The following is a 13117-nucleotide window of genomic DNA, read 5'->3' on the forward strand; positions in this document are numbered from 1 at the left end:
GATCATCATCAGATACGCGATATATCGCGTCACAGACTTCGAGGGCAGCGGATGCCGCGACATCCGCACCTCGCACGGAACGCAACTGCGACAGAAGGAGCACCGCATGTCCATCGAGAAGTGGGTCGTCAACCCCGGAGAGACCCGGGTCATCGACCTCGAACTGGTTCGCAAGCTCAAGGTCAGCCTCATCGGCGGCAAGGTCGACGTGATCGCCCACGACGAGCCCGGCGCCCGCATCGAGGTCTCGAACGTCACCGGCAAGGACCTGAAGATCGAGATCGACGGCGACGCCCTCGAGATCGACCACCCGCAGCTGCGATGGGACAACTTCATCGACGTGTTCAAGGGCTGGGCCGGCAACGCGAAGGCCGAGGTGTCCATCCTCGCCCCGCGTCATGTCGTCATGAAGCTCGGCATGGTCTCGGGCGACGCGCTCGTCTCGGGCTTCACGACCGACGCCAAGCTCTCGACCGTCTCGGGCGATCTCGTGCTCGACAATCACGAGGGCGACGTCGAGCTCTCCACCGTGTCGGGCGAGGTCTCGGCCGGCAACCACACGGGCCGCATCACCGCGCACTCGGTGTCGGGCGACGTCGTCGCCACCGGAGACATCCGCTCGTTCAACGCCGACACCGTCTCGGGCAACATGATCCTCGACGCCTACGGAACACCCGACCGCATCGACACCAACACCGTCGCGGGCGACCTCACGGTGCGCTTCGCCCCCGGATCCGGCGCGAGGTACCGCATCAACACCGTCGGCGGCACGGTGCTCATCGACGACACGACCATCAAGGGCATGCTCGGCAAGGGCTTCGAGCGCGTCACCGGCGAACTCTCGGGCACCTGGCTCGACCTCGGCGCGAACAGCGTCTCGGGTTCGATCTCGGTCATGCGCCGCGAGCAGGCGAACACGGCAGCGGATGTCTCGGGCGCGAGCCGCGGCGACGCGGCGACCGGTTCGGGCGCGAGCGACGACGAGGCATCCGCATGACTCCGCCCGTCTTCGCCCACGGTAGCCTGCGCCTCTACCTGCTCGCCCTGCTGGACGAGCAGCCGCGGCACGGCTACGAGCTGATCCAGGCGCTCTCCGACCGGTTCGGCGGCACGTACAGCCCGAGCGCCGGCACGATCTACCCGCGGCTCTCGAAGCTCGAGGAGGAGGGCCTCGTCTCGAAGTCCGCCGACGGCCGCAAGACCGTCTACGAGATCACGGATGCCGGTCGCGCCGAGCTCGAGGCACGGCGTGACGAACTCGACGGCATCGAGAACGAGGTCACCGACTCGGTGCGCCGTCTCGCCGACGGCGTGCGGGCCGAGGTCAACGACGCGATGCGGTCGCTCCGGGCCGAGCTCGCGAGCGCCGCCCGCGAGGCCAAGCGCGCGTCGACGAAGACCTCCGCGTCGGCCGCGGGCACGGCCGGTGGCGCCGGTGCCTCGACGTCGTGGGGCGGCGACGCCCGCGCCGAGACGAGCCGAGCGGTGCACGAGGCCGACCTCGTGCTGAGCGAGTTCCGTCAGCAGCTGCGCACCGACCTGCGCACGCGGGCGAGCCGCGGGCGGGTCACCCCCGAGACCGTCACCCTGCTGCGCGCGCGCCTCGCGCAGGTGCGAGCCGACGTGCTCGCGACCCTCGGCGACCACTAACCACCCCGCCCGGCCCCGCCGACCCTGAACCGAGCGGCGCCTCCCCCGGGGCGCCGCCCTCCTGCATTCGTGTCGGCGGGCAGTGGTGTGATGAGGGCATGCCCGACATCGAGCTGCACCCCTGGTCCGACGACGATCTCGCGCTGCTGCACCGCGCGAACACGCACGAGCTCATGGACCAGCTCGGCGGCCCCGAGAACGACGAGCAGGTGCTCGCCCGGCACGAGCGCTACCTCCGCATGCAGCGCGAGGGCACGGCCCACCAGTTCCGCATCGTGATCCCGGGGCACCCCGAGGGCATCGGCATGGTCGGCTACTGGCAGCACGACCGGCACGGCGAGCCCGCCCTCGAGGCCGGCTGGTCGGTCGAGGCCGAGTATCGCGGCCAGGGCATCGCCCCCGCCGCGGTCATCGCGATGCTCGACGTCGCGCGCGCCGCCCGAGAGGTGCTGCAGGTGCACGCCTACCCACGGGTCGACAACCCGCCGTCGAACGCCGTCTGCCGCAAAGCGGGCTTCCGGCTGCTCGGCGAGGAGGCGTTCGAAGTGAAGCCCGGTCTCGTGCTGCACACGAACGACTGGGTCGTCGACCTCGCACCGCCTCCTCGCTCCGCGGCAGACGAGCGGTGAGGCTCACACGAGCGTGTCGCCGATGTAGCCTCCCTCAGCGCAGCCCGGCGGAATCGCGAACACCGCCGATCCCACAGGCGTCGTCCACTCGTTGAGCAGGTCGAGCTCGTCGAGTCGCCGCTGGATCGGCACGTACTGCCGGTCGACGTCGGCCTGGAACGAGGCGAAGAGCAGCCCGGCATCCGACACGGACGGCCCGGCCGGCGCCTCGTCGTAGTTGTACCCGCGCCGGTAGATGCGCTCCCCCGGCACGTCGCTGCGCGAGCGCCGCAGGTGCGAGAAGTCGGGGATCACCGGGAAGCCCACCGGCCCGAGCGCCTCGAAGTCGGGCTCGTCGTGCTCGCGCTCCCCCGTGAGCGGGGCGCCCGAGGCGAGCGTGCGCCCGACGGATGCCTCGCGCCCGGGCCGATCGACCCGGTCCCACCCGTCGAGGTCCATCGCGATGCGCCGCAGCACCATCGAGGTGCCGCCGGCCATCCACGCGGGCTCCCCCATCGACCAGACGAGCTCGTCGAAGTCCGCCGTGCCGGGCTTCGGGTTGACGGTGCCGTCGAGCTGGCCGAAGAGGTTGCGCATCGTGCGGCCCTCGGGCTCCGATCCCGCCGCACGGCGGAACCCGCGTTGGGTCCATCGCACCGCCGCGAAGCTGCGCGCATCCTTCAGCAGCATGCGCGCCGCGTGCGAGACCGTGACCGCGTCGTCGGCGCCGATCTGCAGCAGCAGGTCGCCGTCGTTCCACCGCGGTTCGAGCCGGTCGATGCCGAACGGCGGCAGGGGCCGCAACCAGCTCGGAGTCTCGGCGCCGGCACGGGCGACGAGCCCCGGGCCGAAGCCGAACGTGACGGTGAGCCGCGCGGGCACCGCGGCGAGCTCGGGTTCCGTGTCGGCGAGGGGCGCGCGCCCCTGCGTCACCCGCGCGGCATCGTCGGTCAGCACCCGCAGCATACGGCGGAGCGCCGCCGCATCGACCTCGGGCAGCAGGTCGAGCGCGATGAAGACCGCGTGCGACTGCGGCGGCGTCTCGACGCCCGCCTGGTGCACGCCGTGGAAGGGCACGATCGCCTCGCCGACGGCGGTCGCCGAGACGGCACCACCGGCGCCGTCGGCCACCGCACCCGCGGCACCGTTGCCCGCCCGAATCGCGGCCGACGCGCCGAGCGCGACCGCAGCACCGGCTCCGGCCGCGGCGGCACCTCCGAACAGGAGATGCCGCCGCGAGAACCCGGAGCCGCCGGGTTCTCCGGTCATCAGTGCGCCTCGTGGCCTTCGTCGTACTGTTCGTTCGCGCCCTGGTAGTCCTTGACGGGCGCGACCACGTCGAGGGTCGAGCCGTCGGAGAACGAGAGGGTGACGGTGACCTCGTCACCGGCCTGCAGCGGGCCGGTCAGGCCCATGAGCATGACGTGGTTCGCGCCGGGCTCGAGCATGAGGTGTCCGCCGGCGGCGATCTCGAAGCCGCCCTGCTTCTCGCGCATGGTCATGGCGCCGTCGGACTCGACCGTCTCGTGCAGCTCGGCCATCTCGGCGGCGTCGGTCTCGGCGCCCGAGAGCGTGATCGCGGTCGCGCCCCCGTTGTCGACCATGCCGAAGAGCGCGGTCATGCCGTCGTCGCCGGCCTTGATCCAGGCGTCGGTGACGGTCACGGATGCCGCAGCCTCGGCCTGAACCGATGCGGCGGGGGTCTCGGCAGGCTGGCCGCCGGCGCACCCGCCGAGGGCGAGCACGGCCGCGAGCGCGGCGCCGAGGGCAGGGGTCATCGCGGTGGAACGCATGTGTTCTGCTCCCCCGGGCTCAGGCGTCGTCGCCGGACGTGCCGGACGTGCCGGACGTGCCGGACGTGCCGCTGCCCGAACCGTCGCCCGAACCCGCGCCGGGGCCGGCGCTCTTGCGCTTCGCGTTCAGGATGACGGCGGCGATGAGCGCGAGGATGCCGAGCCCGCCGACGACGAAGCCGGCGACGGCCCATCCGTCGGGGCCGCTCTGCGCGGCCTCATCGGCTTCGTGGTCGCCCTCGGCGTGGTCGCCGTCGGCGTGCTCCGTTTCGGTCGCCGCGTCGTCATGGGCCGGTTCCTCGGTCCAGGCGCCGGTGGCATCGGCGCCGACTCCGAAGTCGATCGTGCCCTCGATCGGGTGCCCGTCGCTCGAGACGGCGCGCCAGCGCACCTGGTAGTCGCCCTCGAGGTCTGCGGGCAGTGCGGCCGTCACGTGCGCGCCGGCGATCACGGGGTCGCCCACTTCGACGTCGCCGCCGTGGTGGTCGACCACGACGATCGCCGTGCCGACCTCGATGATGTCGTTCGAGAAGTCGAGGGCGACCTCGGTCGGGGCGGCGTCGAAGACCTGGCCGGGCTCGGGGCTCGAGCCCACGAGCTCGTCGTGCGCGAAGGCGGGCGACGCGCCGGCCAGGGTGATGCCTGCGGCGACGGTGAGTGCCGCGGCCGCGAGCACCATGGTGCGCAGGCGCGTCGTGCGGTCGGTGGTCGTGGCGGCGACCGCGGTCGTCTGGGTGTTCATTGCGATGGGAGTCTCTCTCCTCGGGTCCGGGATCCGGCGGCGCTCGATGAGTGAGCAGGGCCGCAGGGGCATCCGGAATGCTCTGGTTCCGCCGATCGGCGGGATTACGCGGAGGCGAGGGCGAGCGGCGGGCCGCGCGAGCCCAGCGCGGTGAAGCGGAGACGGGATCGGAGCTGCGGCACCCGCGTCGCGACGACGCGGCGAACGCCGGGAACGAGCTGCGCGAGCGACGGCACCGGTTCGGTGAGTCGCAGCGCGAAGCGGCGCGCGGCCGTGGTGAGGGTGCGCCATGCGGCCTGCTCGACGGCGAGCAGGTAGACGATCGTCGCGACCGCGGCGAGCGCGTGGCCGACGAGCATGGCGGTGTCGGCGTGCACATGCCCGGTCGGCGCGGTGCCCGCGGCTCCCGCAGCACCGTCGACGAAGGCCACCGCCTGGTGATGGCCGCCGCCGCTGACGACGAACGACCCGCTCGAAGCGCCGGCACCCACGCCGAACAGCAGGTGGAACGCACCCTGGCTGACGATCACCGCGAGGGTGGTGCGCAGCGGGGTCGAGCGGCGGCCGACGAAGGCGACGGATGCCCCGAGCGCCACGATGCCCGCGAGCACGAGGCCGACCGCGCCGGGAGCCTCGCCGGCGGCGACGCCGTGCGAGAAGGCCGCGAGGAACAGGGCGACGACGGCGGTGGCCGAGCCACGCGCGAGCTGCGCCGCACGGTTCACAAGTGCCCCCGGAAGTCGAGTGTTCGAAGAATCGCCACAACTCTACAAGGCGCCGCTGTGCGCCGTACTTGACACCGCCTGAGGCGGGTGTAGTCTCGACCGCCGTGACGAATGAGGCGGACACACCGCCGGCTGAGTTGAAGTCGCCGAAGCACTGGATCATCGGCGACCCGCTGCCAACAGAGAAACTCGAGGGCCAGCTCCTTCCGAAGCGCTTCGCACTCCCGATCTTCGCGAGCGACCCGCTCTCGTCGGTGGCGTACGCACCGCAGGAGCTCGTGATGATCCTCATGGTCGGCGGACTCGCCTTCCTGAGCTTCGCCCCGTGGGTCGCGCTCGCGGTCGTCGTCCTGCTCGTCACGGTCGTCGCGAGCTACCGGCAGCTCATCCGCGCCTATCCCTCGGGCGGCGGCGACTACGAGGTCGCGCACCGCAACCTGGGCGAGAAGGCGGGCCTCGTCGTCGCGTCGGCCCTGCTCGTCGACTACGTCATGACCGTCGTCGTGTCGGTCGCGTCGGGCGTCGACAACATCATCTCCGCGATCCCCGAGCTGAACCCGTTCCGGGTCGAACTCGCCATCGTGTTCGTCATCATCCTCGCGGCCATCAACCTGCGCGGCGTCTCCGAGTCGTCGAAGGCGTTCGCCGTGCCGACGTACCTCTTCATCGGCAGCGTCTTCGTGATGATCGTCGTCGGCCTGACCCGCACGTTCATGGGCGATCCGCCGGTCGCCGAGTCGGCGACCTTCGGCGTCGAGGCGGAGTCGCTGACGCAGGCGGGCATCATCCTGCTGCTGCTGCGCTCCTTCGCGAGCGGATGCTCCGCCCTCACCGGCGTCGAGGCGATCTCGAACGGCGTGCCGGCCTTCCGCCGCCCCAAGGTGAAGAACGCGCAGCGCACGCTCGTGCTCATGGGCGGCATCGCGATCGTGCTCTTCGCCGGCCTCACGGCGGTCGCGCTCATCTCGCAGGTGCACTACGCAGAGGATCCATGCCACCTGATCGGCTGGGCCGAGTGCGCGACCGAGCCGCAGCGCAGCCTCATCGCGCAGGTCGCCGCCGCCACCTTCGGCGACGCGACCATCGCCTTCTACGTGATCCAGGCCACGACGGCGCTCGTGCTGCTGCTCGCGGCGAACACCGCGTTCAACGGCTTCCCATTGCTCGGCTCGGTGCTCGCCCGCGACGGCTACGCGCCGAAGTCGTTGTCGACCCGCGGCGACCGCCTGATCTACTCGAACGGCGTCGTGATCCTCGCGCTCGCGGCATCCCTGATCCTGCTGATCTTCCAGGCGAACCTGACGGTCCTGATCCAGCTCTACATCATCGGCGTCTTCGTCTCGTTCACGCTCGGCCAGACGGGCATGGTGCGGCACTGGCTGCGCGAGCTCTCGCGACTGCGGCATCCGGCCAAGGGCGCACCGAAGCGCACCCCGCATGGCGCCGATGCCGACGACTCCGCACCGCTGACCCGCGGCGCGATCCTGCGCGCGCTCGTGATCAACGCCATCGGCGCTGCGATGACCGCGGTCGTGCTCATCGTGGTCACGGTCACGAAGTTCACGCACGGCGCGTGGATCGTGTTCCTGCTGATGCCGATCCTGTTCTTCCTGATGATGGGCGTGAACCGCTACTACCGCGACGTCGAGCGGGAGATCGAGGTCGACCCGACCACGACCTTCGGCGCCACCGGCGACCACGCGATCGTGCTCGTCGGCCGCATGCAGAAGCCGACCCTCAAGGCGCTCGACTACGCGATCGCCGCCCGCCACGACTCGCTCGAGGCGATCCACGTCTCGCTCGACGAGGAGCAGACGAAGCAGCTCAAGAAGGATTGGGTCAAGCAGAACATCCACGTGAGGCTGCGCATCCTGAACTCGCCCTACCGCGACCTCAGCTACCCGCTCATCACCTACATCAAGTCCCGGCGCGAGGAACACGGTTCCGAGGTCGTGACCGTGTACATGCCGCAGTACATCGTGGGCCACTGGTGGGAGAACGTCCTGCACAACCACAAGGCCCGGCGCATCCGCCAGAAGCTGCTGCTCGTGCACGGCGTCACGGTCGCGCTCGTTCCGTGGCTGCTCGACTCCTCCGACCTGCTCTACGGTCGCCGCTCGCGGCCGCTCCCCGGCCAGGACCGACGCGGCGAGCCCGTGCGCCCCGTGCCGCGCCGCCCGCTCGCCGAGTCGAACCAGAAGCGCCCGCGTTAGGCAGCCGGCAACCGGGCCGCCGGCGTTAGGCTGCCGACATGGCCACTGAGTTCACGGATGCCTCGGTAAACGAGTTCATCGACCAGGTCGCCCACCCGGTTCGGCGCCGCGACGCCGAGACGCTGCTCGAGCTGTTCTCGCGGATCACGGGTGAGCAGCCGCGCATGTGGGGCCCGACGATCATCGGGTTCGGCGAGTACCACTACGTCTATGACAGCGGCCGCGAGGGCGACGCTCCGGCGGCGGCGTTCTCGCCCCGCAAGGGCGCCACGACGGTCTACCTCGTTCCGGGGCTCACGCAGGACCCCGAGCTGCTCGATCGGCTCGGCCCGCATTCGACCGGCCTGACCTGCCTCTACCTCAAGGACCTCGCGAAGGTCGACCTCGACGTGCTCGCCGAGCTCGTGCGGGAGTCGTACGATTCGGTCACCGAGCCCCCTGCGAGTTGAGGAGGCGCGCCAGCGCCGTCTCGAAACCCCGCACTCGGGCTTCGACGAGCTCAACCCGCAGATTCAGAGCATCGCCATGATCTGGCGCGCGATCATGCGGCCGGCCCGGCTCGCACCGATCGTCGAGGCCTGCGGTCCGTAGCCCGCGAGGAAGATCCTCGGGTCGCTCCACGCCGCGCCCTGCCCCACCGTGATGCCGCCGGCCTTCTCGCGCAGCTTCAGCGGGGCGAGGTGGCGCAGGTCGGGGCGGAACCCGGTGGCCCAGATGATCACGTCGGCCCTGGCCATGCCCGAGTTCTCGCCGTCCCAGACGACGCGGTCGGCCTCGATGCGATCGAACATCGGACGCGCCACGAGCAGCCCGCGCTCGATGCCCGCGGCCATGCGGCGGCTCTTCGGCACCCCGGTGCCGCTGACGATCGAGGGCAGTGCGCGACCGGAGCGGGCCGCTTCGTCTTGCATGGCGACGGCGGCGGATGCCCCCTCGAGGTCGAGCTCCTGCCGATCGAGCCAGTCGATCGGGCGACGGGAGACCCAGGTGAGCCCGGCGGCGACCTCTTCGAGTTCGAGCATGAAGCCGATCGCCGAGGTGCCCCCGCCGACCACGACGACGTGCTTGTCGCGGAAGTCCTCGGCGTCGGTGAAGTCGGAGGTGTGCACGTGGCGCCCGGCGAACTCGGTCATGCCCGGGTAGTACGGCACGAACGGCGAACCCCAGGTGCCGGTCGCGTTCACGAGGAACTGGGTGCTGATCTCGTGCTGCGGTGCGGTCGGCTCCGCCGGCTCCTCGAAGGTCTTGCGGCGGCGCCCGAAGAGGCCGCGAGCGGCCTTCTGCTCCTCGAGCGGCTGCGGGGTCAGGTCTTCGTAGCGCACCTGCAGGTCGACCCCGGCGTTCACGACCTGGCGCACGTTCATCGGGCGCCGTACGCGCAGGTCGAAGTGCTGCTCGAACCGGTCGTAGTAGTCGGCGACGACGTCTTTCGCAGGCAGGTTGCGGTCGGCGGTGTCGAAGCTCAGGCCGAGCTCGGCCATGCCGGGCAGGTCGTTGACCTTGTGCGCGGTGCCGAGTCGGAGCGACGACCAGCGATGCTGCCACGCCCCGCCGGGACCGGGTGCGCGGTCGAGCAGGACGAAGTCCTGGTCGGCGACCAGCTCGAACCGACGCAGGTAGAAGGCGACCGACAGGCCGGCCTGTCCGGCGCCGATCACCACGACCTTCACGCGTTCGGGGCTCGTCATCACCTGACAATCTCAGCATGGCTTGCTGTGTGCTCGCAGCACGCGAGCCGAATGCCCACCATACGACCTCGGGCATGCCCGTGCCGTACGCCGAACCGTGTCTGCGGCGGTGCTAAACTGGCGGTTGGACGAATTCATTTATCAGATGAGCGCCGGGTGAAGACCAAATCCCACCCGGCCAGATGCCGTAAGGGGGTCACGCATGGGGCGCGGCCGTCAGAAAGCCAAGCACACCAAAGTCGCTCGGGAGTTGAAGTACTTCAGCCCGAACACCGACTACAACGCGCTTGAGCGCGAGCTCACGAGCTCGCCGCATGACGAGTACAGCGAAGAGGCGTCGAAGTGGGCGGAGTATGCCGCCGACGATGACGACACCTACGTCGCGGGAGACGAACAGCGCGCATAGGCGCGCGTTCCGCTCCCAGCTCGCAACGACCTCGCACCACCGCGAGACACCCGGCCCTCGAGGCCCGGCGGAGCGGTGACCGAACGGCGGATGCTGCGGCATCCGCTGTTCGATGCGACGGGGTGAAGCGCTAGGCGCTGCGCTCGACCCACGCGGCGGTCGTCTCGACGAATCGTTCGAGTTCGCCGAGCGACCCGCTCGGCGTGATCGCGCGCAGCACGATCTCGTCGACCGCGGAGTCGTACCCGCCGAGATCTCGCGCGCCGTCGATCGTCGCGTCGATCGCCCGGATGCCGAGGCGGGCGAAGTTCGCGGCGTACGCCGGCGCGTGCTCGTACCGCTCGGCCTCGGCCTCGAGTTCCGCGCGGGCATCGGCCTCGGCGATGGTGCGCACGTAGAGCACCGACCGCGCACGGCGAGCGCCGCCCGTCTCGTGGAGCTCGGCGGTCGTGGCCGCCGCAGCGTGCGGGGTCAGCCAGTTGAGCAGTGCGCCATCGGCCCGCTCGGCAGCGAGCCGGCGCATGCGCGGCCCGAGGGCGCCGACGATGATCTCGGCGTCGGTCGCCTCGCGCAGCACGGTGATGCCGTCGGCGACGAGCGCCAACGGGTGCTCGGCGCGACCCGAGCCGATGCCGAGCCTCAGACGATCGGAAGGGATCCCGGTGAGGTCGAGCGTCGGGGCCGGGCGCCGGTCGAGCGGGATCACGCCGGTCGCGAGCCCGAGGCGCTCGGTCGACCCTGCAGCGATGCGGAGGCCGGCGAGCGAGTCGCCGCCGGGCACGTCGTTGAGCCACAGCGTGTGGAACCCGAGCCGCTCGATGCGCGGCGCGAGCGCCGCCACGATCGACGCATCGGTGGTGCCGATGAGTCCGATCGAGATCGGCGTGCGCACGATGTCGCCCGATCAGCCCGCGTAGGAACCGACGAGTCGCACGGCGCCGCCGTCGACGCCCTTGGCGCCCTGTTCGAAGCCCGCGAGGTCGCGGCCGCCGATCGTCACGGTGCCCGCCTGCCACGACGGCAGGCCGAGGGCGCCGAGCGCCGAGATGACGGATGCCGCGGCATCCGCTCGCACGACGGCGAAGAAGCCGATGCCGAGGTTCCAGGTGCCCTCGGTGGACTCGAGCGTGGTGCCCGCGAGGTCGTTCAGCACGCGGAACACCGGGGCGGGCGACCAGGTCGAGCGGTCGAGCTCGACCCAGGAGCCGAGCGGAAGCACGCGGGCGAGGTTCGCGGCGATGCCGCCGCCGGTGACGTGCGAGAGCGAGTGCACGGCGTCGCCGTGCGGGCCGGCGAGCAGCTCGACGAGCTGGCCGGTGTAGAGGCGCGTGGGCTCGAGGAGGGCCTCGCCCCAGGAGGTGCCGAGTTCTGCCGAGGCGTCGGTGTACCCGATGCCGGCGCTCGTGAGGATGTGCCGCACGAGCGAGAAGCCGTTGGAGTGCAGGCCGCTCGAGGCGATCGCGATGACGGCGTCGCCCGACTCGACCTTGTCGGCACCGAGCAGTCGGTCGGCCTCGACGATGCCGGTCGCGGCGCCCGCGACGTCGTAGTCGTCGGCGCCCATCAGGCCCGGGTGCTCCGCCGTCTCGCCGCCGACGAGGGCGGTGCCGGTCTCGGCGCAGGCACGGGCGATGCCCGTGACGATCGAGGCGATGCGCTCGGGCACGACCTTGCCGCACGCGATGTAGTCGGTCATGAAGAGCGGCTTCGCCCCCACCACGACGATGTCGTCGACGACCATGCCCACGAGGTCCTGCCCGATCGTGTCGTGCTTGTCGAGCGCCTGCGCGATGGCGATCTTCGTGCCGACGCCGTCGGTCGAGGTCGCGAGCAGCGGACGCGTGTAGTCCTTGGCGAACGAGAGGTCGAAGAGCCCGGCGAATCCGCCGACGCCGCCGAGCACGTTCGGCCCGTGCGTGGCGGAGACCGACGCCTTCATGAGTTCGACGGCGAGGTCACCCGCCTGCGTGTCGACTCCGGCAGCGGCATAGGACGAGTTCGAGGTCACCCGTCCAGCGTACCCGCGACGCAGGCGCGCCCCGCGTGCCGATCCGTGCCGCAGCGCGAAACGCGGACTAAAATACAGCCATGCAGCCGGGGGGCACGCCATCGTGGGTGATCCGTGAGAACGCGAGTCGCCCGGTGCTCCTCGCCCTCTATCTGCGCGAGGCGCTGGCCATCGCCTCCCCCGTCGAGCTCCCGCGACTGCGCGACGTCGGTGCCGTCGGCGACCGCCTCGAGATCGACCAGCACGACCGGCTCGAGCAGCAGTGGCGGGCGTGGTGGGCCATGACCGTCGAGCCCGAGACGCATCCGTCCGCCGTACCGCTCGAGCTCGTCGACGTGTACGAGACCGAGGTCGCCCTGCCCACCTCGGGCGCCGAGGTGCTCGCCGCCGCCATCGTGCCGCATGCCGAGGCCGCCCGCGGATGGGCCGAATGGGCGCACGACGGCTACCGCAGCGCCTCCGCCGCCCGTCGCGGCGACTCGTATCGCGCCTACGCCGGCACGATCGCCGAACACGAACGCGAGGTCGGCCGCCGCGCCCACTCGTTCGAGCTCAACGTCGAGGTCGTGCCGCTCGCCGGGGTCGGCGTCTGGTGGATCGGCGACATGACCGTCGCCGTCACCGATTCGCTGCGGTCGGATGCCTCGGCGTTCGACGACGCCATGCACCCGATCATCGCCGAGCTCGCGTGAGCCGGCGCTTCTGCGGGTTGAGCCCGTCGAAACCCCCACTGCGGGTTGAGCCCGTCGAAACCCAGTTGCCCGCACATGGGTTTCGACAGGCTCAACTCGCAGAGTGCGACAGGCTCAACTCGCAGAAGGTGCCAGACTCGACCGCATGAGCATCTGGTTCGGCGAGCCCTCACTGGAGTGGGCGAACGCCCGTGACGACACCATGATCCGCGCCATCGGCATCGAGATCACCGAGGCCACCGAGCACTCGCTCAAGGGGCGCATGCCGGTCGACCACCGCACGCGCCAGCCCGGCGGAGTGCTGCACGGCGGAGCATCCGTCGCCCTCGCCGAGACGCTCGCGAGCTGGGGCGCGACGCTCACGGTCGACGCGTCGAAGTTCTACTGCGTGGGCATGGAGATCAACGCGAACCACGTGCGACCGGTCGCCGAGGGGTGGGTCTACGGCGAGGCGACGCCGCTCACCCGCGGCCGCACGACGCAGGTCTGGGACATCAGGATCACGGATGCCGCGGGCAAGCTCGTGTGCGTCTCGCGATGCACCATGGCCGTGCTCGCCAAGCCCTCGGAGTACTGATTCCGCGCTCGCATC

The 13117-nt window shown here is 70.9% G+C and carries 15 protein-coding genes; 8 read left to right on the plus strand and 7 right to left on the minus strand.

Annotation, left to right across the window (positions count from 1 at the left end; translation table 11 throughout):
• Positions 1-106 precede the first annotated feature (106 nt).
• The 3 genes from BJY17_RS10495 (at position 107) to BJY17_RS10505 (ending at position 2279) form a co-directional block, all read left to right on the plus strand.
• Complete coding sequence (locus BJY17_RS10495) at positions 107-997, plus strand: DUF4097 family beta strand repeat-containing protein (RefSeq protein ID WP_246303706.1); 891 nt, start codon at positions 107-109, stop codon at positions 995-997.
• Positions 994-1650, plus strand: a complete 657-nt coding sequence (locus BJY17_RS10500) for a PadR family transcriptional regulator (RefSeq protein WP_179551297.1) — start codon at positions 994-996, stop codon at positions 1648-1650. Before BJY17_RS10495 ends, BJY17_RS10500 begins: the two co-directional genes overlap by 4 nt.
• Before the next feature lie 98 nt (positions 1651-1748).
• Positions 1749-2279: a GNAT family N-acetyltransferase gene (locus BJY17_RS10505; protein ID WP_179551298.1), complete on the plus strand. Its 531-nt coding sequence runs from the start codon at positions 1749-1751 to the stop codon at positions 2277-2279.
• A 3-nt stretch (positions 2280-2282) separates the two neighbouring features.
• Here BJY17_RS10505 and BJY17_RS10510 read toward each other — a convergent pair whose 3' ends face one another.
• The 4 genes from BJY17_RS10510 to BJY17_RS10525 all read right to left on the minus strand — a co-directional run bounded on the left by BJY17_RS10510 (position 2283) and on the right by BJY17_RS10525 (position 5518).
• Complete coding sequence (locus tag BJY17_RS10510; RefSeq protein ID WP_179551299.1) at positions 2283-3527, minus strand: Dyp-type peroxidase; 1245 nt, start codon at positions 3525-3527, stop codon at positions 2283-2285.
• On the minus strand, positions 3527-4051 hold the full coding sequence (locus BJY17_RS10515; protein ID WP_179551300.1) for a copper chaperone PCu(A)C: 525 nt from the start codon (positions 4049-4051) through the stop codon (positions 3527-3529). Before BJY17_RS10515 ends, BJY17_RS10510 begins: the two co-directional genes overlap by 1 nt.
• Before the next feature lie 19 nt (positions 4052-4070).
• Positions 4071-4793: a copper resistance CopC family protein gene (locus BJY17_RS10520; protein WP_179551301.1), complete on the minus strand. Its 723-nt coding sequence runs from the start codon at positions 4791-4793 to the stop codon at positions 4071-4073.
• A gap of 104 nt (positions 4794-4897) precedes the next feature.
• Positions 4898-5518 carry a hypothetical protein gene (locus BJY17_RS10525; protein ID WP_246303708.1) on the minus strand — a complete coding sequence of 207 codons (621 nt, stop codon included), beginning with the start codon at positions 5516-5518 and terminating at the stop codon, positions 4898-4900.
• 104 nt (positions 5519-5622) lie between these two features.
• On the opposite strand from BJY17_RS10525, the gene BJY17_RS10530 reads away from it, so the two are divergent.
• Both BJY17_RS10530 and BJY17_RS10535 read left to right on the plus strand, forming a co-directional pair.
• The gene (locus tag BJY17_RS10530; protein WP_322789807.1) at positions 5623-7731 is read left to right on the plus strand and encodes an APC family permease; all 2109 of its coding nucleotides are present in this window, start codon (positions 5623-5625) and stop codon (positions 7729-7731) included.
• Between the two features lie 38 nt (positions 7732-7769).
• Positions 7770-8180 carry a DUF1801 domain-containing protein gene (locus BJY17_RS10535; protein WP_179551304.1) on the plus strand — a complete coding sequence of 137 codons (411 nt, stop codon included), beginning with the start codon at positions 7770-7772 and terminating at the stop codon, positions 8178-8180.
• A 63-nt stretch (positions 8181-8243) separates the two neighbouring features.
• Here the strand turns inward: BJY17_RS10535 and BJY17_RS10540 are convergent, their stop codons facing one another.
• On the minus strand, positions 8244-9419 hold the full coding sequence (locus tag BJY17_RS10540) for an NAD(P)-binding domain-containing protein (protein WP_179551305.1): 1176 nt from the start codon (positions 9417-9419) through the stop codon (positions 8244-8246).
• A 202-nt stretch (positions 9420-9621) separates the two neighbouring features.
• Between BJY17_RS10540 and BJY17_RS10545 the strand changes: the two genes are divergently transcribed.
• Entirely contained in the window at positions 9622-9825 is a 204-nt protein-coding gene (locus BJY17_RS10545; protein WP_056654186.1) for a DUF3073 domain-containing protein, read from the plus strand.
• 130 nt (positions 9826-9955) lie between these two features.
• Here BJY17_RS10545 and BJY17_RS18950 read toward each other — a convergent pair whose 3' ends face one another.
• On the minus strand, positions 9956-10717 hold the full coding sequence (locus BJY17_RS18950; protein ID WP_179551306.1) for an LLM class flavin-dependent oxidoreductase: 762 nt from the start codon (positions 10715-10717) through the stop codon (positions 9956-9958).
• 12 nt (positions 10718-10729) lie between these two features.
• The gene (gene purM, locus BJY17_RS10555; RefSeq protein ID WP_322789808.1) at positions 10730-11833 is read right to left on the minus strand and encodes a phosphoribosylformylglycinamidine cyclo-ligase; all 1104 of its coding nucleotides are present in this window, start codon (positions 11831-11833) and stop codon (positions 10730-10732) included.
• An 80-nt stretch (positions 11834-11913) separates the two neighbouring features.
• Here purM and BJY17_RS10560 point away from each other — a divergent pair, with 80 nt between their 5' ends.
• The gene (locus tag BJY17_RS10560; protein WP_179551308.1) at positions 11914-12525 is read left to right on the plus strand and encodes a zinc-binding alcohol dehydrogenase; all 612 of its coding nucleotides are present in this window, start codon (positions 11914-11916) and stop codon (positions 12523-12525) included.
• A gap of 145 nt (positions 12526-12670) precedes the next feature.
• Positions 12671-13102: a hotdog fold thioesterase gene (locus BJY17_RS10565; RefSeq protein WP_179551309.1), complete on the plus strand. Its 432-nt coding sequence runs from the start codon at positions 12671-12673 to the stop codon at positions 13100-13102.
• The last annotated feature ends 15 nt before the right edge of the window (positions 13103-13117 follow it).

The sequence above is a fragment of the Agromyces hippuratus genome, assembly GCF_013410355.1.
GTDB classification, from domain to species: Bacteria; Actinomycetota; Actinomycetes; order Actinomycetales; family Microbacteriaceae; genus Agromyces; species Agromyces hippuratus.

What these genes read in the sequence shown, in the direction of transcription:
- BJY17_RS10495 (WP_246303706.1), top strand. Translation starts at nt 107, where the DNA reads ATGTCCATCGAGAAGTGGGTCGTCAACCCCGGAGAGACCCGGGTCATC.
- BJY17_RS10500 (WP_179551297.1), top strand. Translation starts at nt 994, where the DNA reads ATGACTCCGCCCGTCTTCGCCCACGGTAGCCTGCGCCTCTACCTGCTC.
- BJY17_RS10505 (WP_179551298.1), top strand. Translation starts at nt 1,749, where the DNA reads ATGCCCGACATCGAGCTGCACCCCTGGTCCGACGACGATCTCGCGCTG.
- BJY17_RS10510 (WP_179551299.1), bottom strand. Translation starts at nt 3,527, where the DNA reads ATGACCGGAGAACCCGGCGGCTCCGGGTTCTCGCGGCGGCATCTCCTG.
- BJY17_RS10515 (WP_179551300.1), bottom strand. Translation starts at nt 4,051, where the DNA reads ATGCGTTCCACCGCGATGACCCCTGCCCTCGGCGCCGCGCTCGCGGCC.
- BJY17_RS10520 (WP_179551301.1), bottom strand. Translation starts at nt 4,793, where the DNA reads ATGAACACCCAGACGACCGCGGTCGCCGCCACGACCACCGACCGCACG.
- BJY17_RS10535 (WP_179551304.1), top strand. Translation starts at nt 7,770, where the DNA reads ATGGCCACTGAGTTCACGGATGCCTCGGTAAACGAGTTCATCGACCAG.
- BJY17_RS10540 (WP_179551305.1), bottom strand. Translation starts at nt 9,419, where the DNA reads ATGACGAGCCCCGAACGCGTGAAGGTCGTGGTGATCGGCGCCGGACAG.
- BJY17_RS10545 (WP_056654186.1), top strand. Translation starts at nt 9,622, where the DNA reads ATGGGGCGCGGCCGTCAGAAAGCCAAGCACACCAAAGTCGCTCGGGAG.
- BJY17_RS10560 (WP_179551308.1), top strand. Translation starts at nt 11,914, where the DNA reads ATGCAGCCGGGGGGCACGCCATCGTGGGTGATCCGTGAGAACGCGAGT.
- BJY17_RS10565 (WP_179551309.1), top strand. Translation starts at nt 12,671, where the DNA reads ATGAGCATCTGGTTCGGCGAGCCCTCACTGGAGTGGGCGAACGCCCGT.